This is a genomic window from Arthrobacter sp. NicSoilB11 (genome assembly GCF_019977375.1).
Classification (GTDB): Bacteria; Actinomycetota; Actinomycetes; order Actinomycetales; family Micrococcaceae; genus Arthrobacter.
Genome location: NZ_AP024657.1, coordinates 1,050,745 through 1,075,397, shown reverse-complemented (window position 1 = coordinate 1,075,397; position 24,653 = coordinate 1,050,745). Strand labels below are relative to the sequence as shown.

The following is a 24,653-nucleotide window of genomic DNA, read 5'->3' as shown; positions in this document are numbered from 1 at the left end:
AGCACCCGCCTCGTCCTCAAGGAGACCTACTTTGGCACACCACACCACCCTGACAACGCGCCCCGGCAAGCCCCAACGCCCAACGGCGCCCCTACGTCCGCCACGGAGCCGGCGGACCCTCACCACCTCGCGCAGCAGGCTCGGCGCGTTGGTGGTCGCCCCCGCGCTGATCCTCCTCACCGTCTTCTTCTTCCTGCCCGTGGTCCTGATGCTGTGGATGTCCCTGAACCGCTGGCCGCTGCTGGGCAAGATCAGCTTCATCGGCCTGGGCAACTACGCGACGGCGTTCCAGGACCAGGACTTCCTGCGGGCAGCCGGGTTCACCCTCCTCTACACCGTGATCATGACTCCCCTGCTGCTGGTCATCGGGATCGCGCTGGCGCTCCTGATCCGGCGTCCGGGCAAAGCTTCCAGAATCTTCCAGTCCATCTATTTCCTGCCGGTGGTGGTCGGCTTCGCCGCCGCCGGTTACCTGTGGCTCTTCATGGCCCAGCCCAACATCGGGCCCCTGCTGGACCTGCTTACCCGCGGCGGGCTGGCCTCGCACTCGGACAACTGGTTCGGAAGCTTCGCCGGAGCGCTGGGCATCGTGTGCGCCATGGTGGTCTGGAAGGTTGCCGGCATGCAGATGCTGCTGCTGAACTCGGGCTTGCAGTCCATCCCCGTGGAGCTCGAGGAAGCGGCCAGGATCGATGGTGCAAGCCGAACACAGGTGTTCCGCTACATCATCCTGCCGCTGCTGCGGCCCACCCTCGCGCTGGTGCTCGTCTTTTCGGTAGCCGGCTCACTGCTGGCCTTCGACCAGTTCTACATCATGACCAGCGGCGGCCCGGCGAACCAGACCATCACCGCGGTGTACCACATCTACCGGGTGTCCTTCCAGGGTTTCCAGCTCGGCTATGGCGCTGCGCTCTCTGCCCTGCTGATGATCGTGCTCGCGGTCGTCAGCGCCATCCAGATGCTCATCCTCCGCAACTCGGACCACAACTAGTCCAATCCATCGGAAACGGACCCCTCCATGACTTCACTGCAATCCAGACTCCGCCCGGTGCCGCGCACGGCCTGGTGGATTATCAACCTCAGCCTCGCGGCCCTGTTCCTCTACCCGTTCTGGGTAGTTCTCTCACAGTCGATCAAGTCCCCTGCCGAGGCTGCTGCCGCGCCGCCCACGCTTTTCCCGGGTTCCTTCTCGTGGGGGAACTTCGCGAAGCTATTCGGCAACGAGAACGGCGGTGCGGGCTTCGTCCAGCAGTTGGGCAACAGCGTCCTCGTCTCAGTTGGCGCAACGCTCCTGACGATCGTATTGAGCACGCTGGCCGGCTACGGCTTTGCCAAACTGCGCTTCCGCGGCAGCAACCTGCTGTTTTTCGCTACCCTCGCCACCTTCATGATCCCTTTCCAGGCGGTCATCACTCCGCTGTACCTGGTGCTGCACCAGATCGGCCTGACCAACAACCTCCTGGGCCTCATGCTGGTGTACACCACCTTTAACCTGCCATTCGGTATCTTCCTGATGAGGAATTCCTTCGCAGCGCTGCCGGCGAGCATTGAGGAAGCTGCCCTGGTGGACGGGTGCAGCGTGCTGCGTGCCATGGTCCGGGTGCTGCTCCCGGTGGCCATTCCGGGGGTGATCAGCACCGCGCTGTTCACCTTTTTCGCCTCGTGGAACGAGTTCTTCGCCGCGCTGATCCTCATGACAGACCAGTCCAAGTACACCCTTCCGGTGGCCTTGAACGTGCTCTCCAGCGGCACTTTCGGGACCCTGGACTGGGGGGCACTGCAGGCGGGCGTCGCGGTGACGATCGTCCCATGCATCGTTATCTATGTCCTGCTCCAGAAGTACTACGTGGGAGGCATGCTTACGGGGGCGATGAAGTAAGCCGCGTTCCCTTTCCGGCTTGCTAGGGTCTGCTTATGGCTTCCCACTCCCACTCGATGGACGACGTCATCAACGAACCTGCGCGTGTCCAGTTCGAGTTCTTCCTGGATGAGCACCGGGCCGCGCTCAACGGGTGCCTAAACGGGCTGACCGAGGAGCAGGTCCGGCGTCGGCTGGTTCCCTCCCGCACCACACTGCTGGGGCTGGTGAAGCACGCCACCTTCGTGGAGAAGGTCTGGTTCGACGAAGCCTTCACCGGCCGTCCCCGCAGCGAGATCGGCATCCCCGCCACTCCTGACGAGTCGTTCATCCTGGACGACGGTGACACCATCGACTCCGTCCGGAAAGCCCACCGGGACGCGTGCGCCGCGTCCCGGGCTGCTGCCGCCCCTCTGGGCCTCGACGACGTCGTGACCGGCAACCGGCGGGGACCGCTCCCGCTGCGCTGGTTGTACCTGCACATGCTGCGGGAACTCGCCCAGCACTGCGGCCACGCGGACATCCTGCGCGAACAGATCCTGGCCGGCAAGGGCGCGGACTGAGATGCTGCCTCGGCCGCGCAGCGCTCAGGCCGGCGCCGTCGTCGTTCTTTGTTTTGTGAGGTCCCCCCGGCGGGCAAGGGCCACGGCAGCAACCAGCAGCCACATGGCGGCCGCCTGGCCCCAGGGATAGACCTGCTGCGGAATGCCAGGTGTCAGCGGGTTGAGGATGTACTGGAACGCCGCGAGGCTGACGTGCATCAGCGCTGCCAGAAGCATGCTGCCTGTATGGTCGTAAACCCACACCATGAGCACCCGGTACGCCGTAAGCTGGCCGACGAGGACGGCCACCAGCCACAGCGACAGGAAGATTCCCAGGGGCACCCCGCCATTGGTCCCGCCCCCACCCCAATAATTCACGAAGAAGTGCCACGCACCCCACAGCACCCCCACCAGGATTCCCGTCCACAGAACACTGAAGCGCTGCCTCGCCTTGGGGATGGCGAAGCCGGTCCAACCGATTTCCTCGAGAAATCCCGCCGCCAGCCCGATGGCCAGTCCAGTGAGGATGGTGCCGCCCTTATCTGTAGCCGTGGCGATCCGAGGCGCGTAATCCGGGGACGCCAGCCAGAGCACCAGCACGAACGCGGCCAAACAGACCGGCGCCACCAGCAGGACCAAATACCAGCGCCCGCCCACACGCCATCTCAGCAGCCTCGCCCAGAGGTCCCGGTAGCCTGCCCGTCCCGATACAACTCCGGTAAGCACCAGGCTGGCCAACGCTGGTCCGAGCAGCATCGCCGGCACGGTTACGGGGATGGTGAGCTGGAACTGCTCCGGCGTAGGCGACAGGCCACCCGTGACCGCCCACACCGCGAGCACAATGGCGCCCCACGACAAGAGGAAGGTAACAACGTAGTACCACCACAGCGGGTGCGTGCGCACCGATTCCGCCAAGGCATGCATGGGATCCTCCGGTTGCCGGCTGTACCTCCAGCTTCCAGGGCGGGCGCCCCCGGACACAGAGTCCTCGGACCCGTTAAAACAGACTGCCGGTCAGGCCACGAGCCTGGCCACCAGCTCGCCGCGGCTGCCGACGCCCACCTTTTCAAAGAGCGACTTCAAGTGGTCGTGCACCGTGTGCGGCGAGATGAACAGGTGCCGGGCGATCTCCGCCGTCGAACTTCCGGCCAGCACCTCCAGGCAGACATCCCGTTCCCGGGCGGTCACGCCGTACGCCATCAGCAGCAGGGCCACGAGGTCGTGGGTGGTTGCCGGTTCCACGGTGACCACCATCTGTTCGGGATCATCGCCGGTGATGAGGCTGCTGGCCTGCAGCACCACCCAATTGTTCCCGGCGTCGCGCATCCTGGCCCGCGCCGTCCCGGTTGCCGCCGCATGCGCCTGCGCCACCACCGAATAGAGCGTCTGGCTGAAGCGCCCGGGCGCAGCGTCCTCCACCTGGGCAAGCCAGGAGGCGGCGGCCGGCGTGGCCGCGCGGAGGTCGCCGTGCAGCCCGGCCAGGACAATGACAGGCCCGACGGCGGCCGGTCCCGCCGGGTGCGCCACGCGGACGGCGGCCCTGGTGGCCGACGCGAGCGTGGCAGTCACCGCGCCCAGGAATTCCACCTCCCGGTCGGTGAAGTCGCTGCCGCCTTCCCGGAAGATGCTCCCCACGCCCCAGCACAAGTCGTCCACGCGGAACGCGGCCCGCAACTCATGCTCGAAGCCCAGCGGCTTGATCAGGTCGTTGATCCGGACGCTGCGGACCACCTCACGGTGCGGCGCATCCGAAATCCTCGCGATGGGGCGGGGCCGGCGCAGCAGCTCGGCGAAGGTGTTGGGTTCCCGGCCTGTGTATTCGGACTGGGCAAAGCGGAGGAAATACTCCTCGAACTGGCGCCCACCCACCGGCCACGGCAGCCAGTTGGTAACGGAGGTCATCACCATGGAGGCGGGGTCGACGGCGGCCCAGCACCCTTGCTCGAACGGCACCTCCCGCTGCACCACGGCCAGCGCCGAGGTATAGAGGTCAGGCAGGTCCATCCCGCCGGCGGCCATGGCGGCGATGTCCCGCCGGGCACGCTCCGCGCGCTCCTCCCACATACCTCCAGTATCCGCCCGGCAGGCAGGCCGGCAATCCCCCAAATGGGTGGTTTTCCAGGCGCCCCGAAACCCCTGGTGCGGGGATCGCGGGGGTGTGTTCCGCCGTCGTACTTTTCCTTTTACGGACGCCGCACGAAGCGGGCCGTCCGTAGAGGAAAACCGGGAACCACAATGGAGGCTGCAATGGGACAGGCACGTGACGTCATGGGCCGGCTGATGACGGCCATGGACGCAAAGGACAGGGATGCGCTGGCAGGCTGCTACGCCGAAGGCGCCGTAATCAGCACTCCGGACCAGGGAGAGATTTCCGGCCGCGAGGCGATCACCAACTATTTCCTCCACTTCTGGGAGGCCATGCCGGACGTCACGTACCAGCAGGTGGCCACTCATGAGGCCGGGGACGTTGCCATCCTGGAGGGCTTCGTGGTGGGCACAAACACCGGGCAGCTGAACCTGCCCACCGGCGGGACGCTGCCGCCGACAGGAAAGCAGGTCCGGGTGCGAAGCTGCGACATCACCAAAGTGGAGGCAGGCCTGATCACCGCGCACCACGCCTACTTCGACCAGATGGAACTTCTTGGCCAGCTGGGGCTGCTCCCCGAACCGTCCAACCAGTGAAACCGTCCAACCAGTGAAGGCGGTTCCGTCACCACCTGTCGGCAGTGGCGGAACCGCCCCTTTAATCCTCAAGCGTTTCTGGTCAGGCTGCTCCGACGGCGGCCACGGCTGCACCTTCCGAAGCGTCAGCTGAGGCCCCCGCGAGCCGAAGCCAGGTGTCCACCACGGTGTCCGGGTTCAGGGAGACGGAGTTGACGCCTTCCTGTACCAGCCACTCGGCGAAGTCGGGGTGGTCGCTGGGGCCCTGGCCGCAGATGCCGACGTACTTTTCGCGGGCCCTGCAGGCCTTGATGGCCATGCTCAGCAGCTTCTTCACGGCCGGGTCCCGCTCATCGAAGCTGTTGGCCACAATCGCCGAGTCCCGGTCCAGGCCAAGGGTCAGCTGGGTCATGTCGTTGGAGCCGATGGAGAAGCCGTCGAAGTACTCGAGGAACTCGTCGGCGAGCAGTGCGTTGGAGGGAAGTTCGCACATCATGATCACCTCGAGGCCGTTTTCGCCGCGGCGCAGCCCGTTCTCGGCGAGCAGTTCGATGACGCCCCGCGCCTCGTCCAGGGTGCGCACGAACGGGATCATGAGCTTGACGTTGGTCAGCCCCATCTCGTTTCGCACGAAAGAGAGGGCCTCGCACTCAAGGTCGAAGCAGTCCCGGAAGGACGGCTCCAGGTACCGGGACGCGCCGCGGAAGCCGATCATCGGGTTCTCTTCATGCGGCTCGTACGCCGGGCCGCCGATGAGGTTGGCGTACTCGTTGGACTTGAAGTCGGACATCCGGACGATCACCGGTTCCGGCGCAAAGGCGGCGGCGATGGTGGCCACGCCCTCGGCCAGGCGCTTGATGTAGTACTCGCGGGGGCTGTCGTAGGCGCTGATCCGTTCCCGGATCTCGGCGGCCACATCCGCAGGCTGGCTGTCCAGGTTCAGCAGGGCCTTGGGGTGGATGCCGATCTGCCGGTTGATGATGAACTCCAGCCGGGCCAGGCCCACGCCGTGGTTGGGCAGCTGCGCGAAGGTGAACGCCTGTTCGGGGGTGCCCACGTTCATCATGACCTTCACCGGCGCCTCGGGCAGGTTGGTGATGCCGGTTTCCTCAACGCTGAAGTCCAGCAGGCCCTCGTAGATGGCCCCCGTCTCGCCGTCGGCGCAGGACACGGTGACTTCCTGGCCGTCGGACAGCGTGTCCGTGGCGTTGCCGGTGCCCACGACGGCGGGAATCCCCAGTTCGCGGGCGATGATCGCGGCGTGGCAGGTCCGCCCGCCGCGGTTGGTGACGATGGCGGAGGCGCGCTTCATGATCGGTTCCCAGTCGGGGTCGGTCATGTCCGCCACCAGCACGTCGCCGGTCTGGAACGACGCCATCTGGTCGATGGCGGTGAGGATCCGGACCTTGCCGGCCCCGATCCGCTGCCCGATGGCCCGGCCTTCCACCAGGACCGGGCCGGTTGCGTTCAGGCGGAAACGGCTCATGCTGCCCGGGGCCCGGCGGGACTGTACGGTTTCCGGGCGGGCCTGCAGGATGTACAGGCCGCCGTCGGTCCCGTCCTTGCCCCACTCAATGTCCATCGGACGGCCGTAATGCTTCTCAATGGCCACGGCGTGGCGGGCAAGCTGCTCCACGTCGTCGTCCGTCAGGCTGAAGCGCGAGCGCAGCGAAGCCTCCACCGGCACGAAGTCGATGGTGCGGCCGATCTCGCTGTTGTTGGTGTACGTCATCTGCAGGGCCTTCTCCCCCAGGCCGCGCTTGAGGATCGCCGGACGGCCGGCCGCCAGGGCGGGCTTGTACACGTAGAACTCGTCCGGGTTCACCGCACCCTGCACCACGGCTTCACCCAGCCCGTAGGAGGAGGTGACGAACACGGCGTCCTGGAAGCCGGACTCGGTGTCCATGGTGAACATGACGCCGGAAGCGCCGACGTCGGAGCGCACCATGCGCTGGATGCCGGCCGAGAGTGCCACGTCGGCGTGTTCGAACTTGTGGTGCACGCGGTAGGCGATGGCGCGGTCGTTGTAGAGCGACGCGAAGACGTCCTTGATGGCCTGCAGGATGTTCTCGATCCCGCGGACGTTCAGGAAGGTCTCCTGCTGCCCGGCGAACGAGGCATCGGGCAGGTCCTCCGCCGTGGCGCTGGACCGGACCGCCCAGGACAGGTCCGCGGAGCCGGCATGCTTGTCCACCAGCTGCTGGTACGCCTCGCGGACCTGTGCTTCGAAGTCGGGCAGGAAGGGCGTTTCCCGGACCAGGGAGCGGATTTCCTGGCCGGCGGAGGCCAGGGCCGTCACGTCATCCGTGTCCAGCCCCACCAGGCGATCGGCGATCTTCTGGTCCAGTCCGGAGTCGGACAGGAACCGGCGGTAGGCGTCTGCCGTGGTGGCGAAGCCGTCCGGAACCTGGACGCCGGCCGAGGTCAGGTTCTGCACCATCTCGCCCAGTGAGGCGTTCTTGCCGCCCACCTTGTCCAGGTCCTTGAGTCCAAGTTCAGAGAACCACAGAACGTCTGTCGTCATGATTGCTGCTCCTTTGCAGTGGGTGGCGTAAGCAATGCTGGCCGTCACGGTAGTGCCGGCCGGAAGAAAAAACCCTGTCAACAGTGGCAGGTCTGCAGCGCACTTTCCACATGATGTGCGCTACGCCACGTTTGTGAAATGGCGGCTAGTGCTTGAGGTTCATCCGCTGCAGGATGGTGGCCGCCATTTCCTCCACGGAGACGGTGGCGGAGTTCAGGTACGGGATCCGGTGGGAAACGTACAGCTGCTCGGCGCTGCGCAGCTCAAAACCGCACTGCCGCAGGGATGCGTAGGGCGAGCTGGGGCGCCGTTCGGTACGGATCTGGCTCAGGCGCAGCGGGTTGGAGGACAGGCCGAAACACTTCGACACGAAAGGCCGCAGCGGCTTGGGCAGCCCGTCCCGCTGGAAGTCTTCATCCACCAGCGGGAAGTTCGCCGCGAAGATCCCGTGCTGCAGCGCCAGGTACATGGTGGTGGGCGTCTTTCCGCACCGGGACGGGGCCACCAGGATGACCTGGGCCTTCTCCAGCGCACGCAGGCTCTGCCCGTCGTCATGCTCCATGGCGTACTCGACGGCGGCCATCCGGGACTGGTAGCGCGCGGCGTTCCCCAACCCATGCGCCCGGCCCGGCTCACCGCTGGCAGGGGTGCCCAGCGCCTGCTCCAGGACCCCCACATGGGTGCCGATCAGATCCACGATCACACCGTTGCAACCGCCAAGGATCTGCCGTATTTCGCTGTTGACGGCGGTGGAAAACACGAGGGGCCGGGGCCCGGCGGCAGCCAGGCCGTCGATGGTGCGGACCACGGACCTCGCCTGGTCGGGGGTGGTGATGAAGGGAATGGTGACGCGGTCAAAATTGTCCACCGGGAACTGCGTCAGCAGTGTATTGCCAAGTGTTTCCGCGGTGATGCCGGTACTGTCCGACAGGAAGTAGACAGGCCGTAGAGCAGCAGTGGTCATGGCACGACTTTAGCGGCCGCCGCGTTCCGCACCGAAAGTCCGGGCATGCTGGGTCCGGCCCGCTCCTTGGCTGCGCGCGGGTCAGGCCGCCGGTCAGGCCGCCTTTACAGGTGAGGGGCCGGCCGCGGACGCCGCCTGGTTCTCGCGCGCCAGGAACGCGGAAAGTTCGCCGATGGTGCTCATCAGCGGGGCGGGGAACACCACCGTGGAGTTCTTGTCCACCGCGATTTCCACCAGGGACTGCAGGTTGCGAAGCTGCAGTGCCAGCGGGTGGGCCATCATGGTGTCGGAGGCATCGCCGAGCGCTGCCGCGGCGATGGCCTCGCCTTCGGCCGCGATGATCTTCGCTCTCTTCTCACGCTCCGCCTCGGCCTGGCGGGCCATGGCGCGCTTCATGCTTTCCGGCAGCTGGATGTCCTTGAGTTCCACCAGGGTGACTTCCACACCCCATTCGACGGTGAGCACGTCGAGGATTTCGCGGATGTCGCCGTTAATCCGTTCGGTCTCGGACAAGGTCTGGTCCAGGGTGTGGCGGCCCACCACCTTCCGCAAGGTGGTCTGGGCGATCTGGTCGATGGCGGAGGCCACGTTCTCAATGGCGATGACGGACTTCACGGCGTCCACCACCCGGTAGTAGGCCACGGCGGAGACATCCACGCTGACGTTGTCCTGGGTGATGATGCCCTGCGACTGGATGGGCATGGTCACGATCCGGAGGCTGACCAGCGGCAGCCGGTCGATGATCGGGACAATCAGCCGCAGGCCCGGATCCCTGACGCCAATGACCCTGCCAAGCCGGAACAGTACGCCCTTCTCGTATTGCCGCACGATCCGGATGGACATTCTTGCAGCGATGAGAAGCAGGACAACGATGACGATGACAACGATAGTGGTGGCGTCCACCAGGATCCCCTCCTGGTTACTCGAGTGGGACGTGCCGACGCCTGGGTGGCGCCGTGACAGTGCCCTGCCTTTATTGTCCCACCAAAGGCGTGAGGGAGCCCAGGGAGGAGCTACCGGTTCCGCACAGGGCCCCAGCGGTGCCTTGTCGCCTCCTTGGAGGTCCTGGTTGCCGCCACCGGTGAGCAGGGCGGCGGAGAGCACGTCAGCGCGGAGTTGCGAAAGGGCCCTGTGCTCGTCCTGGCCTTGGAGTCCCCTGGCAATGGCGGTGGTGCGGTTCCAGACCGCCGAGGCTGTGGTGGCGGGCAGATAGGCGGAGATCCAAGCCATCCCGTCACAGTCCGGCGTGTACTCCACGCGCCGGTCCGCTGCACTGCTGGCGTGGCGTCCTTCCAGGGTCTCCGGGTGGTGGCGTTCGCGCCAGATGCGGGCTTTGGCCTTGAACCGGTGGGCCGGCATCTCTCCGACCGGGCAACCCCGGGCCGGGTTGCCCGTGTCAGGATCCAGGAAGTGCGCTTCCAGGGCGGCTGCGCCTGCAGAGTCCAGGCTGGCGGTTTGGTCCACCATGGTCCGGGCATGCTGCCAAGAGATATGCCCGGAGCGCAGGGCAGCAAGAGTTAAGGGCAGCGAACTGGCCAGCGCATATGTTTCGGCCAGCAAAGCACCATCCGCGCGATGACTAATTGACAGTACGCACGCTACCTCCGCCGCCACCGCCATCACATCCAGGCAGCCATCGGCCAGCATTTTGGCGGGCGGGATTGACCGGGTCAACGGGGGTCCCGCGCGTCCCGCGGGTCGGCAAACCGGAGGCTAGACTGGCCGGGTAAGGACGGATTGGGGGATCCATGGCGGCGCTGCCGCTGTTCCGCTGGTCGGTCGCAGCCAGCGGACCCAAGGATCACCGTGACCTTCTTCCAGGACTTTCCAGTACCTCCGCTCCCACCGAGGCCGAGGTCTCAACGGTACGTCCCGCCGCCATGGGCGGGCGCCCCAGTCTACGAGCTGCCGTCCGTGGTCCACATCGGCAGGTTTGTGTCCAGGACTCCGTGGAGGGTGGTGGCGGTCAAAAGTGCGGACGTGTTCTCCACCGGCTGCGTGTTCAACCTGTCCTGGCTGTTCCGCCGTGACCAGCAATCCGACGAAGACTGGGCCGACCTGCAGCACCTCTTCTTCCAGCCGGGAAGGGGCATCCGCAGTGGCCGCGGACAACAGACCGGCCTGATGTTCGGCGTCCAGTTCCCCGTTGGTTCCAAAGCCAGCACCGGCACCCTGGGTCCCCACGGCTTCGTGGAGCGTGGCCAGGAACCCGAACCTCCGGCGCTGGTCCTGAACAATGGCGGCGGCGGTGGCGGAGAGGATGAGTTCCAGGGCACCGGCTCGCTCTGGCTCTGGCCGCTTCCCCCTGCCGGCAGCCTCCGCCTGGTTTCCCAGTGGACCGATTTCGGCCTTGAGGAAACGTCCATCATGCTCGACGGCGGGAAGTTGCGGGATGCCGCAAAGGCAGCCCAGCAGTACTGGCCGGAGGAGGGCAGCAACCATGGGTGACTTCTCAGGTTTGGTCCTGTTTGTCCTCTTCGGAGCGGTCTTCTTCTACATCCTCTACGGCGTCATCCGCGCCGCAGTCCGGGACGGAATCGTCCAGGCGGATGAGCGCCGCGCGGACCGGCGTCGTAGCTAAATCGAGGACACGATGCTTCCGTAGCCCTGCAGGAACATCCGGCGCCCCTGGCCTTCGTCGGTCCACACCCAAATGACCGAGTAGTCGGACGTGACGGCGTCCACCACACCCGTGCCGGCCAGGGTTCCCTCGGCGAAGCGGACCCGGTCCCCCACCGCCAGCCGCGGGTGCCTGGTCCGCTTCCTCCTGGGCCGAAGCGTGGTGGACTCCTCTGCTGTTGCGGGGTCTGGCGGGCAGGTCGTGAGCTGCTGGCGCATGGGATTCCTTGGGCTCGCGGGCGGATGGTCAGCTCATTACAACCCTGCCCGCTGCTCCCAGGTCACGCACTCCGCGCGTGGTGATGCAAGACTAGCCCGCCACCGGCGTGGCATGCACCCGTCAGACGCTCCGAACGGAGTGTGACTGGTGAGGGCGCCACGCCAGCCCGGGAATCAGTCGAGTTCAGCCACCGATCCCAGCGCATCCCACGCGAAGCTGGCCAGCCAGTGCGTGGACATGAAGTCGCCGCTTTCCAGTCCGGACAGCCCGGCCTTCAGGAGCGGGTCCAGCGCGTCGGACAGCACGGCCGCGGCGGCTGAGGCTTCCGGGCCGCTGGATTGACGAAGCGTGGCGATGATCCGTGCCACCTGTCCCGCGCGGGTCAGGTTCAGTCCGTGCAGGTGCACCAGGTAGCCGTCGGTCTCATCCGTCACGCTCACCGGCTGCAGGATGCGCGATGCGGTGGACAGCTCCGGCAGGAACCCCGCGAACCACCCGGCGAACTCGTCCGCGGAAAGCACGCGGCGCATCAGGTCCGCCTCGCTCAGGCCCGCGGAGAGGAAGTCCTGGCCGCTGAGCTCCCAGTCGCCCGGCCAGCCGCGGTCATTGGCAAACCAGGTGCGCGCCGCGTCCTCGCACGCCCTGGCGGCATCAACCCTGCCCAAGGAGCGGAAGGCATCCAGCATGTACCCCACACCGAACGCGGCGTTGGTGTGCAGCCCGTGCCGGACGGGATACTGTGCCTTGGCCATCCAGGCGGCGCTGAGCTCCGCCACGGCATCCACCAGGGGTTCCAAAGCGGTGCCCCATTCGCGGATCTCCGCATCCCGGGAGGCGGAGCAGGTGGCGGCCAGCCGCATCAGCCAGGCCCAGCCGTAGGGCCGCTCCCAGGACGGGTTGGCCAGCAGGTAGTCCCGTTCCACTGCCAGCTTGGCCGGGGCCAGGTTGGCGCCCAGGGCTGTCCGGAGCGACGCCTCGGTGGCGGCATCCACCCAAGCCGCCGTGCCGCCGTCGGACGCTCCTGCCGCGGTAGTCCCAGCAAAGGGTGACCCTGGAGTGCCGCCCACCAGGCTCACCCCCAGCCAGTGCATGTGCACGCAGGAGTGCCAGTCGAAGGAGGTGTAGAAGGCGGGGTGGATCTGCTCGGGGGTTGGCCGGTCGTCGGCTGACACCTGGGTGTGGTGGGCCGAGTGCGGGAAGGGCTCGGAAAGGTTGCCCAGCACCACGGCCGCGTAGTCCGGTGCCGCCTGTGCGCGAAGATCGTTGTCCATCATGCTCCTTTGAATGGCAGGGTCTGCGGAAGGGTTAGTGGAAGGCCAGGAAGTACATCAGCGCGATGTTCACCGCCAGCAGCGGGATGGCCGTGCCCACCTGTGCGGCGATGACGCCGTATTTGTTGTCCATTTCCAGCAGCGCGGACGGCACCAGGTTGAAGTTGGCTGCCATGGGCGTGCAGAGCGTGCCGCAGAAGCCGGCCAGCATGCCGATCGCGAAGACGATCGCGGGGTCACCGTGGAACGTCTCCACCAGCACGGGCCAGCCGATGGCAGCGGTCATGATGGGGAACGCAGCGAAGCCGTTGCCCATCAGCACGGTGAACAGGAACATGCCGATGCAGTAGACCAGCACGCCGGCGATCAGTGAGCCCTTGGGCAGCAGGCCGGAGGCGAGCGTGCCCACGGCGGTGCCCACGCCGGCTTTGGTGAAGAGGATGCCCAGCGTGGTGAGCATCTGGGGCAGCAGCGCGGCCCAGCCGATAGATTCGAGGATCCGGCGGCTTTCGAAGATGGGCGTGGCCGGGTTCTTGGGCTTGAGGATCACCAGGGCCACGACGACGGCAGCCACGGCGCCGATGGCCAGGGCTACCAGCGTGGTGTTCTTGGGGTCCAGCAGCGGGGTGCCGCCGATCGACAGCAGCGGGGCTGCGAGCACCAGGATGACGGTGACCAGGGGCAGCGTCAGGGCCGGGATGAAGAGCTTGTTGCCGAAGCGCTTGGCGAAGGCCTCGCGCTCGTGGCCGGTGGAGGTGCGGTGCTTGCCGTGGCCCAGCAGGCCGGTGGAAGCCAGCACCACCAGGACCAGGACGGCGATGCCCAGGATCCAGCCGGGCGCCGTGCCGGCCTGGACCCAGGTGCTGTAGAAGAAGCACAGGCCCAGCAGGCCCCAGAAGGAGGAGCTGCCCCAGCGGCGGGGGTGGTTGGTGTCGGCGGCAATGAGTGATGCCCAGGCGACGAACAGAAGGCCGATCAGCCAGTAGACGGCTTCAACGTTGATCATTTCGCTTCTCCTGCGGTTTCCTTCTGGGCGGTGAGCTCGTATTCGCGGTATTCCTTGTCCAGCTGCTTGTCCAGGCGCAGGAGCCGGAAGCCGTGGATGAGGAAGGCCGCAATTGCGGTGGGGATGGCCCAGAGGGCCAGCTGGAGCGGTTCCAGGTGCAGGTGGTACGTGGTGTCCACGAACGTGGTGATCAGTAGGATGGAGCCGACGGCGACGAACACGTCCTCGCCGAAGAACACGCCCACGTTGTCCGCCCCGGCGGAGTGGCCCTTGATCTTCTCGCTGATCTTGTCCGGGACGTGCCCGTAGCGGCGCAGCGCTGCGCCTTCGGCCATGGGGAACACCAGCGGGCGGACGGTCTGGGCGTGGCCGCCGATGCTGTTCAGGCCGACGGCGGCGGTGATCTGGCGGACGGCCAGGTAGCCGATCAGGACCCGGCCTGCCGTCAGCTTGGCGAGCCGGCCGATGAGGACTTTGGCCTGTTCCTGCAGCCCGAAGAACTCGATGATTCCCACCACGGGCAGCACGGCCACGAAGATGGTGACCGAGCGGCTGCTGGCAAAACCGGTTCCGAACGAGTCGAGGATCTGCGCGGGGTTCATGCCGCCCAGAAGTGCGGTGACGATACCCGCAACGGTGACGACAATCAGGGGGTTCAGGCGGATGGCGAAGCCAACGATCACCAGCAGCACCCCGATGAGTACAAGCATGATTATCCCTTCCCAGGGGACCCGTGACGGGTCTGCGAAAGTGGGGGCCGGCGCGTCCGTGAGTGTGGTGGTGGGGGTGACGGCGCCGAGGGGCGGGAGCCCCGGACACGTTAGGGCTGCAGGGTTAAGTGAGCTGCAGAACAACGGTGTGATCTAAAGCATAGCTTTTTGTTCAACAATCCTGCAACCCCCTTTTTTGGGGAAGGGTTGGCTAGCGGCCGACGGCGGCGAGCAGCTGCGCTTCCGCGCGGTCCAGGTAGGCGGCCAGAAAGTCCGCTGCCGCGGCCAGTTCGCCGGCTTCCAGGAGGTCCACGATCCGGGCGTTGTCCTCCACGTAGGGCTCGTGGAAGGCAGGGTTGGCCGCCATCGAGTGGAACACCAGGCGCATCTCGGCCAGCACCTGGTCCATGAGGCTGTTGAGCCGCTCGCTGCCGGAGCGGTCAACGATGGCGCGGTGGAAGTCCTGGTTGGCGCTGGCCATGCCGGGGATGTCGCCGTCGGCGGCGGCCGCCCTGGCGGCCTTGATGATTGCCGCCAGGGGCTCCAGCGGGGCATCGCCGGACCACAGGACCGCCGCGGGCTCCAGGAACCGGCGCACCCGGTAGATTTCGCGGATGTCGTCTGCCGTGGGGTGGGCCACGAACACACCACGGTTGGGGATGCGGGTCACGATGTGTTCGGCATGGAGCGCCGTGAATGCTTCCCGCAGGGTGTTGCGGGACACGCCGAGGGCCTCGCGGAGGGCTTCCTCGGCGAGCTTTGATCCGGGAGCCAGCTGCCCGGCGGCGATGCGGCTGCGCAGCTGGGCGGCCACCCAGAGGCCCGTTTCGGCGTGCTTTGTGGTCCTGGCCTGGGCTTGGAGATCGGCCAGTACCTCGTCAAACGTCATGGCACCACGATATCGGGCAGGACAGCGGTGCCCTGTCCGCACCGGACGTATTCCGCCATCATGGTGACCATGACGTGGCTTGACGGCCTCCGGTTCGACCCGATCGCCCCGCTGCTGTCCAGCGGTCACCCCGCCGTGCGCTCCTGGGCCGTCCGCGAGCTGGTCCCCGGACCGGGAGGGCTGCCGGCCGCCCCGGCGGCCGATGAGGCACTCTGGGACCTTCCGGTCCCGCGCCGGATCCTGCGGCACCAGGCGGCGGATGGGTCGTGGGACTATCCGGGAAGACGGCCCCGGGACCGCATGGATTACGACCTGCTGGAGACCTACCGGCAACTCGGGTTCCTCGTGGAGATGTTCGGGCTCACCCGCCGGCATCCGGCCATCGCCGCGGCCGCCGGTTATGTGCTTTCACACCAGTCCGAGCCAGGTGACCTTCGGGGGATTTACGGCAACCAGGTGTCTCCCAACTACACAGCGGCCCTCATCGGGCTCCTGTGCAAGGGGGGTACGGCGACCACCCGCGCCTGGAACGCGCGTTCAGCTGGCTTGAGGCGTCGCGGCAGGACGACGGCGGCTGGGCCCTTCCCCTCCGCACCCGGGGGAGGAAGCTGGACGCGCTGGACGAGCCGCAGACCATCACCGGCGATCCGTCGCAGCCGTTCTCGCACCTGATCACCGGGGTGGTGCTCAGGGCCTACGCGGCCCATCCCGCGCACCGCGCAAGCACCTCCGCACAGAAGGCCGCGGAAATGCTGGCGGGCCGCTTCTTCGAGCCGGACGCCTATCCGGATAAGGGCCGCGTCTCCGACTGGACCGAGTTCTGCTTTCCCTTCTGGATGACGGACCTCGTTTCCGCCCTCGACGCGATCAGCATCATCCACCCCGGCCTTCGAACGGAAAAAACCGGCCAGGCGCGCGACTGGCTGGCCGCGCACCAGGAGCCGTCAGGGCTCTTCACCGGCCACCTGCTCCGGGACAGGTTCCACGACCTCCAGCTCTGGTTCAGCCTGGCGGTGTGCCGCGTGTTCGCGCGGATGCCCTCGTGAGGTGCGTTCAGGAAATGGTGGTGAGCACCTGCCCGGGCCCGACGGCGTCTCCGGCCGCCGCGTACAGCTCACCGACGGTGCCGGCGCGGTGGGCGGCCACGGCCGTCTCCATCTTCATGGCTTCGAGCACCAGCACCGCTTCGCCTTCCTCGACGCTGGCCCCGGGCTCAGCCAGCCACTTGACCACGGTGCCGGCCATGGTGGCCAGCAGGTCGCCGTCGTTCTTCTCCGCCGCGGCCTCCCCGCCGGCCTGCGGAGCCGCTGCGCGTCCCCTGCCGCCGCCGTCGAGCAGGGAATCGAGCAGCGCCTTGGGGAGTCCCAGCTCCATCCGCTTGCCGTCCACCTCGATGCCGATGGTCCGGCGGGGCTCTTCCGGCGCGGCGGGACTGAAGGCCGGATCCGCCTCAAGGGCGGTGGTGAATTCGTTTTCGATCCAGGTGGTGTAGACGCCCAGCGTGTCGGTCCGGGTGAAGTCCGGCGCGTCCACCACCGCGCGGTGGAACGGCAGCACGGTGGCCAGGCCGCCGATGCGGAACTCCCGCAGGGCGCGGCGGGCACGGCGGAGCGCCTGCTGGCGGTCCGCCCCGGTCACCACGAGTTTGGCCAGCAGGGAATCGAACTGCCCGGGGACCACCGAGCCCGAACGGACGCCGGTGTCCACCCGGATCCCGGGACCGGTGGGGGCTTCGAAGGTTTCCACGGTGCCGGGGGACGGCAGGAAGCCGCGGCCCGGGTCCTCGGCGTTGATGCGGAACTCAAAGGCGTGCCCGCGCGGCTCCGGGTCCTCGAGGATGGGAAGCTTCTCCCCCGCCGCGATGGACAGCTGGGCGGCCACCAGGTCCACCCCGGAGGTCTCCTCGGTGATGGGATGCTCCACCTGCAGGCGGGTGTTGACCTCCAGGAAGCTCAGGAAGCCCGTGCCGTCCAGCAGGTACTCCACGGTGCCGGCACCGACGTAGCCCGCTTCGCGGCAAATGGCCTTGGCCGAGGCGTGGATGGCGGCCCGCTGCTCAGCGGTGAGGAAGGGGGCGGGGGCTTCCTCCACGAGTTTCTGGTGGCGGCGCTGCAGCGAACAGTCGCGGGTGCCCACCACCACCACGTTGCCGTGCGTGTCCGCGATGACCTGGGCCTCCACGTGGCGCGGCCGGTCCAAAAACTTCTCCACGTAGCATTCGCTCCGGCCGAAGGCGGCCAGGGATTCGCGGACCGCGGAGTCGAAGCTTTCCTCGATGTCGGCCTGGTCCCGGACCACCTTGAGGCCACGCCCGCCGCCGCCGAACGCCGCCTTGATGGCCACGGGAAGGCCCACCTGTTCGGCGAAGGCGCGGACCTCTGCGGCGCTGGCCACCGGTCCGTCGCTGCCGGGTGCCAGCGGGGCGCCGGCCCGGACCGCCACCTCGCGGGCGCTGACCTTGTCGCCCAGCAGCCGGATGGTCTCCGGGGAGGGGCCGATCCAGGTCAGGCCGGCGTCGATTACGGCCTGGGCGAAGCCGGCGTTCTCGGACAGGAAGCCGTAGCCGGGGTGGACGGCGTCGGCGCCGCTTTTCGCCGCAACGGCGAGGAGCTTGTCGATGTCCAGGTAGGTTTCCTGGGGCCGGGAGCCTGACAGCGAGTAGGCCTCGGTGGCGGCGGAGACGTGCAGCGCGTCGGCGTCCGGGTCGGCGTAGACGGCCACGCTTTTCAGGCCTGCATCGTCGCAGGCCCGGGCGATCCGGACGGCAATTTCGCCGCGGTTGGCAATGAGGACTTTACGCATGGGGGCTTTCCTTAGGTGTTTCGGGCAGTTCTGCCGGAGGAGCTGCGGCGGTGAACCGGACGGTTGTGCCCGGGGGAAGCTGGGCGGCCTTGTCCAGGTCGGCATGGACGACGACGGCAATCACCGGGTACCCGCCGGTCACCGGGTGGTCGGAGAGGAACAGGACGGGCTGGCCTTCCGGCGGCACCTGCACGGCGCCGCGGACGGTTCCTTCGCTGGCGAGTTCGCCGTCCCGGCTGCGGCTGAGCGGCTGGCCGTTGAGGCGCAGACCGATCCGGTTGGACTTTGGCGTGACGGTCCATTCCTGGGCCAGGAAGTCCTGCAGCGTGTCGGTGCTGAACCAGTCCTGCCGGGGTCCGGGGACCACCCGCAGCACGGTTGCCCCGTCCTGAATCGGAAGGGGGGACACTTCCGGGTGGCCCACCACGCTGCCCGGTTTGGCGGCGTGCACCGGCAGGATGGTTCCCGCTTCGAGCAGCTCGGGGCCGATCCCTGACATCGTGTCCGTGGAGCGGCTGCCGAGAGCATCGGGGCCACCGAGTCCACCGCGGACGCCGATGTAGGAGCGGAGCCCTGCCGTGGGGGTGCCCACGGTCAACCTCTCCCCCGCCAACAGCGCGAAGGGGGCGTCGCACGCTGGGTGCCGCGCCGCCGTCGTCCGCTGGATGTCCTCTTTTGAGTCTGCCCCCGGTGTGATCTGCAGCGGGACGGCCGCTCCGGCGACGGCCAGGACCTGGTCGGTGAGGGCCTCGAGCTCGAGGCCGCCGAAGAGGAGTTCGATGCCGGCTGCGCCTTCGGCGTTGCCCACCAGGCGGTTGGCGCGGCGGAGGGCTCCGCGGTCCATGGCGCCGGCGCTGCTGACACCCAGCGAGGCGAAGCCCGGCCGGCCCAGGTCCTGGACGGTGGCCTGCAGCCCCGGTTTGCGGACGGCAAGGCCTGCGTGCCCCTGGTGCTCTGCCGTCCGGTTGGCGGGGACTTTGGGCCGTTCCGTCACGATGGCGTGGTTGCGGACGGCCTTGAAGCGGACGGTATCGCCGGGGCGGATGAGGGCGGGATTTTCCCGGTCCAGGTCCCACATGGCGGCTTCGGTCCGGCCGATCAGCTGCCAGCCGCCCGGCGACTGCCGCGGGTAGACGGCCGAGTACGCGCCGCCCAAGGCCACAGCGCCGGCGGGCACGGCCGTGCGCGGGGATCGGCGCCGCGGGACTTCGAGGCTGGGGTTTTCGCCGCTGAGGTAGGCGAAGCCCGGTGCGAATCCGGCAAAGGCTGCGGTCCAGAGCTGGCCGGCATGCGCGGCCACCACTCCCTCACGGCCCAGTCCGGTGAGCGACGCCACCTCGTCCAGGTCCTCGCCGTCGTACACCACGTCGATGGTGACAAGCGCGCTCTCGGTGTCCGCTGGCGCCTCAAGGTCCAGCCCGCGGACGTGCGCGGCCAGCGCCTGGACTGCTTGGGGCGAATCCGCGGTGACAAGGACGGTTGATGCGGCTGCGATGACGTCGATCTGGCCCGGCTGCGGGTGTGCGGTCAGCTGCGCCTGGAGGCTGAGGACGGCATCGAGGGAGGACAGCTCCACCAGGATGGCCCGGTCACCCGCGCGCCGGATCCCGGGCAGCTCCGGGCGAGGGGCAGTGGCGGTGCGCTGCTGCTGCGTGGCGGCCATGCTAGGCGAAGCTTTCGATCCGGATGCCGGCGTCCACCAGTGCGGCACGGACGGCGGCAGCCATTGCCACGGCGCCGGGGGTGTCACCGTGCAGGCAGATGCTTTCGGCGTGGACGGGAACCAGCGATCCGTCGATGGCGCGGACTACGCCGTCCCCGGCCAGGCGCAGTACGTGCTCGACGACGTCCTCCACCTTGTGCAGCACGGCGCCGGGTTCGCGCCGGGAGACCAGGGTGCCGTCCGGGTTGTAGGCACGGTCAGCGAAGGCCTCGGCCACGGTCCGCAGGCCCGCGGCTTCGGCCTGGCGCTGGATCTCGGAGTTGGGGAGCACCATAAGGGGCAGGGTGGGGTCCACTGCGAGGATGGCTGCCACAACGGCCCCAGCCTGCTTCGGGTGGGTGACGATGGTGTTGTAGAGCGCGCCGTGCGGCTTGACGTAGCGGACGGCAGTGCCGGCGGCGAGGGCCACGGCCTGGACTGCGCCGATCTGGTAGACCACATCGGCGGTCAGTTCGGCCGGGGTCATGTCCACGAAGCGCCGGCCGAAGCCGGCCAGGTCCCGGTATCCGGGGTGTGCGCCCACGGTGACGCCGGCCTTCACGGCGGCCTGGCAGGTGGCCATGATGCCTACGGGGTCGCCGGCGTGGAAGCCGCAGGCCACGTTGGCGCTGGACACGCTTTCAAAGATGGCCGCGTCGTCACCGAAGGACCAGTTCCCAAAGGACTCGCCGACGTCGCTGTTCAGGTCGATGCTGGGCATTGTGATCTCCGTCTCGGATTGCTGTTCATCCAAGAATGCCCTAAAAACTCGGATTGTTCAACAATCTGAAGCCCCTATTACCCTTCCGGCCCGTGACGCGCCATCACATCCTGCCCGTTTCCGCGGGATGCGCCATCATATCCGGCCCGTTCGCCGGCCACGCCTCATCACTTCGTGAAAGTCTTCTGCCGTGGCGCGGGACCTGGTGTCGCGTCACCGGTGAGGGGACGAAAGCTGATGGCGCGTCACGGGCCCAGGTGCGGGATCGTGTTGTGGTGTTGGTGGGTTAAATGTGGGAGGCCCCAACCTGGTGGTTGGGGCCTCGACCAATGTGTGTCCGGCGGTGACCTACTCTCCCACACCCTCCCGGGTGCAGTACCATCGGCGCTGTGGGTCTTAGCTTCCGGGTTCGGAATGGGACCGGGCGTTTCCCCCACGCTATGACCGCCGTAACCCTTGTACCCGCCCGCCCGGTGTTTTGTTCGGGGGTGGGAAGTCTGGTGGTTACAACATTGTGGTGTTGTTATTCAGTTGTGGTGGTTCCGTGCCGTGACAACCCGTGTGTTGGGGGGTTGTTGGTTGGGAACCACATAGTGGACGCAAGCAGAGTTTGTATGTATCTGTGTGGTGTAAGTTGTTGGCCTATTAGTACCGGTCAGCTTCACGAGTCGTTAGTCCTCGCTTCCACATCCGGCCTATCAACCCAGTGGTCTGGCTGGGGGCCTCTCACACCCGAGGGTGTATGGAAATCTCATCTCGAAGCGAGCTTCCCGCTTAGATGCTTTCAGCGGTTATCCCATCCGAACGTAGCTAATCAGCGGTGCACTTGGCAGTACAACTGACACACCAGAGGTTCGTCCGTCCCGGTCCTCTCGTACTAAGGACAGCCCTTCTCAAATTTCCTGCGCGCGCAGCGGATAGGGACCGAACTGTCTCACGACGTTCTAAACCCAGCTCGCGTACCGCTTTAATGGGCGAACAGCCCAACCCTTGGGACCTACTCCAGCCCCAGGATGCGACGAGCCGACATCGAGGTGCCAAACCATGCCGTCGATATGGACTCTTGGGCAAGATCAGCCTGTTATCCCCGAGGTACCTTTTATCCGTTGAGCGACGGCCATTCCACAATGTACCGCCGGATCACTAGTCCCGACTTTCGTCCCTGCTCGAGATGTCTCTCTCACAGTCAAGCTCCCTTGTGCACTTACACTCGACACCTGATTGCCAACCAGGCTGAGGGAACCTTTGGGCGCCTCCGTTACTTTTTAGGAGGCAACCGCCCCAGTTAAACTACCCATCAGGCACTGTCCCTGACCCGGATTACGGGCCGAAGTTAGATGTCCAAAGTGACCAGAGTGGTATTTCAACGATGACTCCACCCGAACTGGCGTCCGGGCTTCAACGTCTCCCACCTATCCTACACAAGCCACTCCGAACACCAATACCAAACTATAGTAAAGGTCTCGGGGTCTTTCCGTCCTGCTGCGCGTAACGAGCATCTTTACTCGTACTGCAATTTCGCCGAGTTTATGGTTGAGACAGCGGGGAAGTCGTTACTCCATTCGTGCAGGTCGGAACTTACCCGACAAGGAATTTCGCTACCTTAGGATGGTTATAGTTACCACCGCCGTTTACTGGGGCTTAAATTCTCAGCTTCGCCTTGCGGCTAACCGGTCCTCTTAACCTTCCAGCACCGGGCAGGAGTCAGTCCGTATACATCGTCTTGCGACTTCGCACGGACCTGTGTTTTTAGTAAACAGTCGCTTCCCCCTGGTCTCTGCGGCCCCGATCCCCTCCACACCGCAAGGGTGTATCAAGGTTGGGGCCCCCCTTCTCCCGAAGTTACGGGGGCATTTTGCCGAGTTCCTTAACCATAATTCTCTCGATCGCCTTGGTATTCTCTACCTGATCACCTGTGTCGGTTTGGGGTACGGGCGGCTAAAACCTCGCGTCGATGCTTTTCTCGGCAGCATAGGATCACCAAATCCCCCCAAACGGGGGTCCCATCAGATCTCAGGCACCATGAGTGGCGGATTTGCCTACCACTCGCCCTACATCCTTAGACCGGGACAACCATCGCCCGGCTCGGCTACCTTCCTGCGTCACACCTGTTAATACGCTTGCCTCCCGGGATCAGGTCCTGCGCTCCACCAAAACCCTCACACCACAAGGGCGCTCGGGCAGGCTTCGGGCAGTTAGTATCCCCCGCTCAGCATGGGCGGTTTTTCGCCGGTACGGGAATATCAACCCGTTGTCCATCGACTACGCCTGTCGGCCTCGCCTTAGGTCCCGACTTACCCAGGGCAGATTAGCTTGACCCTGGAACCCTTGATCATTCGGCGGACGGGTTTCTCACCCGTCTTTCGCTACTCATGCCTGCATTCTCACTCGTGTAGGCTCCACCGCTGGTTTACACCGCGACTTCACCGCCCACACGACGCTCCCCTACCCATCCACACGCCTGAACCACAAGGGCTTAGCTAAAATGTGAATGCCACAACTTCGGCGGTGTACTTGAGCCCCGCTACATTGTCGGCGCGGAATCACTTGACCAGTGAGCTATTACGCACTCTTTTAAGGGTGGCTGCTTCTAAGCCAACCTCCTGGTTGTCTGGGCAACTCCACATCCTTTCCCACTTAGCACACGCTTAGGGGCCTTAGTTGGTGGTCTGGGCTGTTTCCCTCTCGACTATGAAGCTTATCCCCCACAGTCTCACTGCTGCGCTCTCACTTACCGGCATTCGGAGTTTGGCTGACGTCAGTAACCTTGTAGGGCCCATTAGCCATCCAGTAGCTCTACCTCCAGCAAGAAACACGCAACGCTGCACCTAAATGCATTTCGGGGAGAACCAGCTATCACGAAGTTTGATTGGCCTTTCACCCCTACCCACAGCTCATCCCCTCCATTTTCAACTGAAGTGGGTTCGGTCCTCCACGACGTCTTACCGTCGCTTCAACCTGGCCATGGGTAGATCACTTCGCTTCGGGTCTAGATCACGCCACTCACACGCCCTATTCAGACTCGCTTTCGCTACGGCTGCCCCACACGGGTTAACCTCGCGACGTAACACTAACTCGCAGGCTCATTCTTCAAAAGGCACGCCGTCACCAGAATCAGACTGGCTCCGACGGATTGTAAGCACACGGTTTCAGGTACTGTTTCACTCCCCTCCCGGGGTACTTTTCACCTTTCCCTCACGGTACTGGTCCGCTATCGGTCATTAGGGAGTATTTAGGCTTATCAGGTGGTCCTGACAGATTCGCACGGGATTTCTCGGGCCCCGTACTACTTGGGATACTCTCACAGGCGGTACAAACACATTACGGTTACGGGACTAACACCCTCTCTGGCCGGCCTTTCAAAACCGTTCACCTATGCGCGCACATCACACCCCACCAGCCCGGCAGAACTGGTATGGAAAGTCCCACAACCCCGACCATGCAACGCCCGCCGGCTATCACACATGGAACGGTTTAGCCTGATCCGCGTTCGCTCGCCACTACTAACGGAATCACTATTGTTTTCTCTTCCTGCGGGTACTGAGATGTTTCACTTCCCCGCGTTCCCCCCACGCACCCTATGTGTTCAGGTACGGGTCACCGAGTCACTCGCGCGCTCGGCGGGGTTTCCCCATTCGGACACCCTGGGATCACAGTCCGGTTATCGACTCCCCCAGGCTTATCGCAGATTCCTACGTCCTTCTTCGGCTCCTAATGCCAAGGCATCCACCGTGTGCTCTTAAAAACTTGACCACAAAGATCAAAAACATTTCTCGAGAGAACCACAGAAACCAACCACACCCCAACACCCCAAAGGGCATCAACAGCGCAGCCAGATCCAGGTTCATTAATCTTGGAAATTGCTTCTTATACAAGATGCTCGCGTCCACTATGTAGTTCTCAAACAACAACCCCACACCACACACCCCACACACCCAAACAGGCGCACGGAACGTCACGGCAGGGAAACCAGAAACAAACAAACCCGAAGGAAAACCCCCGGCCCTGTTGCCTCAGGACCCAACAGTGTGCCAAACACTACCCAGCAACCCAAACCAGCCGCGTTCCAGAACACCCGCCCTCCCCCGAAGAGAAGAACAAAACATTCGTACTAACCAAACCGGTCCGTGCCACCAGGCACCTATTTGTTGATATTCCACCCAT

20 protein-coding genes, 2 rRNA genes and 1 pseudogene are annotated in these 24,653 nt (G+C 65.6%); 7 read left to right on the top strand and 16 right to left on the bottom strand.

The genetic code is table 11. The features are described from left to right. The first annotated feature begins 31 nt into the window (after nucleotides 1-31). The 3 genes from LDO14_RS05070 to LDO14_RS05060 are packed head-to-tail and all read left to right on the top strand — an operon-like array spanning nucleotide 32 to nucleotide 2,421. On the top strand, nucleotides 32-991 hold the full coding sequence (locus LDO14_RS05070) for a sugar ABC transporter permease (RefSeq protein ID WP_223994064.1): 960 nt from the start codon (nucleotides 32-34) through the stop codon (nucleotides 989-991). A 27-nt stretch (nucleotides 992-1,018) separates the two neighbouring features. Next, entirely contained in the window at nucleotides 1,019-1,879 is an 861-nt protein-coding gene (locus tag LDO14_RS05065; RefSeq protein WP_056393234.1) for a carbohydrate ABC transporter permease, read from the top strand. 35 nt (nucleotides 1,880-1,914) lie between these two features. Then, entirely contained in the window at nucleotides 1,915-2,421 is a 507-nt protein-coding gene (locus LDO14_RS05060) for a DinB family protein (protein WP_223994056.1), read from the top strand. A gap of 24 nt (nucleotides 2,422-2,445) precedes the next feature. On the opposite strand, the gene LDO14_RS05055 is transcribed toward LDO14_RS05060, so the two are convergent. Both LDO14_RS05055 and LDO14_RS05050 read right to left on the bottom strand, forming a co-directional pair. Then, nucleotides 2,446-3,324: a CPBP family intramembrane glutamic endopeptidase gene (locus LDO14_RS05055; protein WP_223994054.1), complete on the bottom strand. Its 879-nt coding sequence runs from the start codon at nucleotides 3,322-3,324 to the stop codon at nucleotides 2,446-2,448. A 90-nt stretch (nucleotides 3,325-3,414) separates the two neighbouring features. Further along, nucleotides 3,415-4,464, bottom strand: coding sequence for a helix-turn-helix transcriptional regulator (locus LDO14_RS05050; RefSeq protein ID WP_223994052.1), 1,050 nt, complete (start codon nucleotides 4,462-4,464; stop codon nucleotides 3,415-3,417). A gap of 183 nt (nucleotides 4,465-4,647) precedes the next feature. Between LDO14_RS05050 and LDO14_RS05045 the strand changes: the two genes are divergently transcribed. Beyond that, nucleotides 4,648-5,082, top strand: a complete 435-nt coding sequence (locus LDO14_RS05045) for a nuclear transport factor 2 family protein (RefSeq protein ID WP_018770549.1) — start codon at nucleotides 4,648-4,650, stop codon at nucleotides 5,080-5,082. An 82-nt stretch (nucleotides 5,083-5,164) separates the two neighbouring features. On the opposite strand, the gene ppsA is transcribed toward LDO14_RS05045, so the two are convergent. The 4 genes and pseudogenes from ppsA to LDO14_RS05025 all read right to left on the bottom strand — a co-directional run. Further along, on the bottom strand, nucleotides 5,165-7,585 hold the full coding sequence (gene ppsA / locus LDO14_RS05040) for a phosphoenolpyruvate synthase (protein WP_223994050.1): 2,421 nt from the start codon (nucleotides 7,583-7,585) through the stop codon (nucleotides 5,165-5,167). Between the two features lie 145 nt (nucleotides 7,586-7,730). Beyond that, nucleotides 7,731-8,549: a pyruvate, water dikinase regulatory protein gene (locus LDO14_RS05035; RefSeq protein ID WP_018770551.1), complete on the bottom strand. Its 819-nt coding sequence runs from the start codon at nucleotides 8,547-8,549 to the stop codon at nucleotides 7,731-7,733. A gap of 93 nt (nucleotides 8,550-8,642) precedes the next feature. Further along, complete coding sequence (locus LDO14_RS05030) at nucleotides 8,643-9,452, bottom strand: slipin family protein (protein ID WP_208324294.1); 810 nt, start codon at nucleotides 9,450-9,452, stop codon at nucleotides 8,643-8,645. Between the two features lie 171 nt (nucleotides 9,453-9,623). Further along, nucleotides 9,624-10,169, bottom strand: a pseudogene (locus tag LDO14_RS05025) (DUF222 domain-containing protein); the annotation flags it as partial. Nucleotides 10,170-10,529: 360 nt separating this feature from the next. On the opposite strand from LDO14_RS05025, the gene LDO14_RS05020 reads away from it, so the two are divergent. Next, nucleotides 10,530-10,997: a hypothetical protein gene (locus tag LDO14_RS05020; RefSeq protein ID WP_223994048.1), complete on the top strand. Its 468-nt coding sequence runs from the start codon at nucleotides 10,530-10,532 to the stop codon at nucleotides 10,995-10,997. Next, nucleotides 10,990-11,130 carry a hypothetical protein gene (locus LDO14_RS05015; protein WP_223994046.1) on the top strand — a complete coding sequence of 47 codons (141 nt, stop codon included), beginning with the start codon at nucleotides 10,990-10,992 and terminating at the stop codon, nucleotides 11,128-11,130. The genes LDO14_RS05020 and LDO14_RS05015 overlap by 8 nt, the downstream gene beginning before the upstream one ends. Here LDO14_RS05015 and LDO14_RS05010 read toward each other — a convergent pair. The 5 genes from LDO14_RS05010 to LDO14_RS04990 form a co-directional block, all read right to left on the bottom strand. After that, nucleotides 11,127-11,387, bottom strand: a complete 261-nt coding sequence (locus LDO14_RS05010) for a hypothetical protein (RefSeq protein WP_223994044.1) — start codon at nucleotides 11,385-11,387, stop codon at nucleotides 11,127-11,129. The genes LDO14_RS05015 and LDO14_RS05010 overlap by 4 nt on opposite strands. Nucleotides 11,388-11,561: 174 nt before the next feature. Further along, entirely contained in the window at nucleotides 11,562-12,662 is a 1,101-nt protein-coding gene (locus LDO14_RS05005) for a DUF2891 family protein (RefSeq protein WP_223994042.1), read from the bottom strand. A gap of 31 nt (nucleotides 12,663-12,693) precedes the next feature. Next, the gene (locus LDO14_RS05000; protein WP_018770558.1) at nucleotides 12,694-13,665 is read right to left on the bottom strand and encodes a DUF979 domain-containing protein; all 972 of its coding nucleotides are present in this window, start codon (nucleotides 13,663-13,665) and stop codon (nucleotides 12,694-12,696) included. After that, nucleotides 13,662-14,375 (bottom strand): DUF969 domain-containing protein, encoded by a 714-nt coding sequence (locus tag LDO14_RS04995; RefSeq protein ID WP_018770559.1) that lies wholly within the window; start codon nucleotides 14,373-14,375, stop codon nucleotides 13,662-13,664. The genes LDO14_RS05000 and LDO14_RS04995 overlap by 4 nt, the downstream gene beginning before the upstream one ends. 211 nt (nucleotides 14,376-14,586) lie before the next feature. After that, nucleotides 14,587-15,264, bottom strand: coding sequence for a GntR family transcriptional regulator (locus tag LDO14_RS04990; protein ID WP_056393210.1), 678 nt, complete (start codon nucleotides 15,262-15,264; stop codon nucleotides 14,587-14,589). Nucleotides 15,265-15,758: 494 nt separating this feature from the next. On the opposite strand from LDO14_RS04990, the gene LDO14_RS04985 reads away from it, so the two are divergent. Next, on the top strand, nucleotides 15,759-16,310 hold the full coding sequence (locus LDO14_RS04985) for a hypothetical protein (RefSeq protein ID WP_223994040.1): 552 nt from the start codon (nucleotides 15,759-15,761) through the stop codon (nucleotides 16,308-16,310). 7 nt (nucleotides 16,311-16,317) lie between these two features. Here the strand turns inward: LDO14_RS04985 and LDO14_RS04980 are convergent, their stop codons facing one another. From LDO14_RS04980 to LDO14_RS04960, 5 genes are all read right to left on the bottom strand, one after another. Further along, nucleotides 16,318-18,066: a biotin carboxylase N-terminal domain-containing protein gene (locus LDO14_RS04980; protein ID WP_223994038.1), complete on the bottom strand. Its 1,749-nt coding sequence runs from the start codon at nucleotides 18,064-18,066 to the stop codon at nucleotides 16,318-16,320. Next, complete coding sequence (locus tag LDO14_RS04975) at nucleotides 18,059-19,729, bottom strand: 5-oxoprolinase/urea amidolyase family protein (protein ID WP_223994035.1); 1,671 nt, start codon at nucleotides 19,727-19,729, stop codon at nucleotides 18,059-18,061. Before LDO14_RS04975 ends, LDO14_RS04980 begins: the two co-directional genes overlap by 8 nt. 1 nt (nucleotide 19,730) lies before the next feature. After that, nucleotides 19,731-20,489, bottom strand: coding sequence for a 5-oxoprolinase subunit PxpA (locus LDO14_RS04970; RefSeq protein ID WP_018770564.1), 759 nt, complete (start codon nucleotides 20,487-20,489; stop codon nucleotides 19,731-19,733). Nucleotides 20,490-20,824: 335 nt separating this feature from the next. Continuing rightward, nucleotides 20,825-20,941: ribosomal RNA gene (rrf, locus tag LDO14_RS04965) — 5S ribosomal RNA — on the bottom strand. 172 nt (nucleotides 20,942-21,113) lie between these two features. Beyond that, a 23S ribosomal RNA gene (locus LDO14_RS04960) occupies nucleotides 21,114-24,242 on the bottom strand. Nucleotides 24,243-24,653 lie beyond the last annotated feature (411 nt).

What these genes read in the sequence shown, in the direction of transcription:
- LDO14_RS05065 (WP_056393234.1), top strand. Translation starts at nt 1,019, where the DNA reads ATGACTTCACTGCAATCCAGACTCCGCCCGGTGCCGCGCACGGCCTGG.
- LDO14_RS05060 (WP_223994056.1), top strand. Translation starts at nt 1,915, where the DNA reads ATGGCTTCCCACTCCCACTCGATGGACGACGTCATCAACGAACCTGCG.
- LDO14_RS05055 (WP_223994054.1), bottom strand. Translation starts at nt 3,324, where the DNA reads ATGCATGCCTTGGCGGAATCGGTGCGCACGCACCCGCTGTGGTGGTAC.
- LDO14_RS05050 (WP_223994052.1), bottom strand. Translation starts at nt 4,464, where the DNA reads ATGTGGGAGGAGCGCGCGGAGCGTGCCCGGCGGGACATCGCCGCCATG.
- LDO14_RS05045 (WP_018770549.1), top strand. Translation starts at nt 4,648, where the DNA reads ATGGGACAGGCACGTGACGTCATGGGCCGGCTGATGACGGCCATGGAC.
- ppsA (WP_223994050.1), bottom strand. Translation starts at nt 7,585, where the DNA reads ATGACGACAGACGTTCTGTGGTTCTCTGAACTTGGACTCAAGGACCTG.
- LDO14_RS05035 (WP_018770551.1), bottom strand. Translation starts at nt 8,549, where the DNA reads ATGACCACTGCTGCTCTACGGCCTGTCTACTTCCTGTCGGACAGTACC.
- LDO14_RS05015 (WP_223994046.1), top strand. Translation starts at nt 10,990, where the DNA reads ATGGGTGACTTCTCAGGTTTGGTCCTGTTTGTCCTCTTCGGAGCGGTC.
- LDO14_RS05010 (WP_223994044.1), bottom strand. Translation starts at nt 11,387, where the DNA reads ATGCGCCAGCAGCTCACGACCTGCCCGCCAGACCCCGCAACAGCAGAG.
- LDO14_RS05005 (WP_223994042.1), bottom strand. Translation starts at nt 12,662, where the DNA reads ATGATGGACAACGATCTTCGCGCACAGGCGGCACCGGACTACGCGGCC.
- LDO14_RS05000 (WP_018770558.1), bottom strand. Translation starts at nt 13,665, where the DNA reads ATGATCAACGTTGAAGCCGTCTACTGGCTGATCGGCCTTCTGTTCGTC.
- LDO14_RS04995 (WP_018770559.1), bottom strand. Translation starts at nt 14,375, where the DNA reads ATGCTTGTACTCATCGGGGTGCTGCTGGTGATCGTTGGCTTCGCCATC.
- LDO14_RS04990 (WP_056393210.1), bottom strand. Translation starts at nt 15,264, where the DNA reads ATGACGTTTGACGAGGTACTGGCCGATCTCCAAGCCCAGGCCAGGACC.
- LDO14_RS04980 (WP_223994038.1), bottom strand. Translation starts at nt 18,066, where the DNA reads ATGCGTAAAGTCCTCATTGCCAACCGCGGCGAAATTGCCGTCCGGATC.
- LDO14_RS04975 (WP_223994035.1), bottom strand. Translation starts at nt 19,729, where the DNA reads ATGGCCGCCACGCAGCAGCAGCGCACCGCCACTGCCCCTCGCCCGGAG.
- LDO14_RS04970 (WP_018770564.1), bottom strand. Translation starts at nt 20,489, where the DNA reads ATGCCCAGCATCGACCTGAACAGCGACGTCGGCGAGTCCTTTGGGAAC.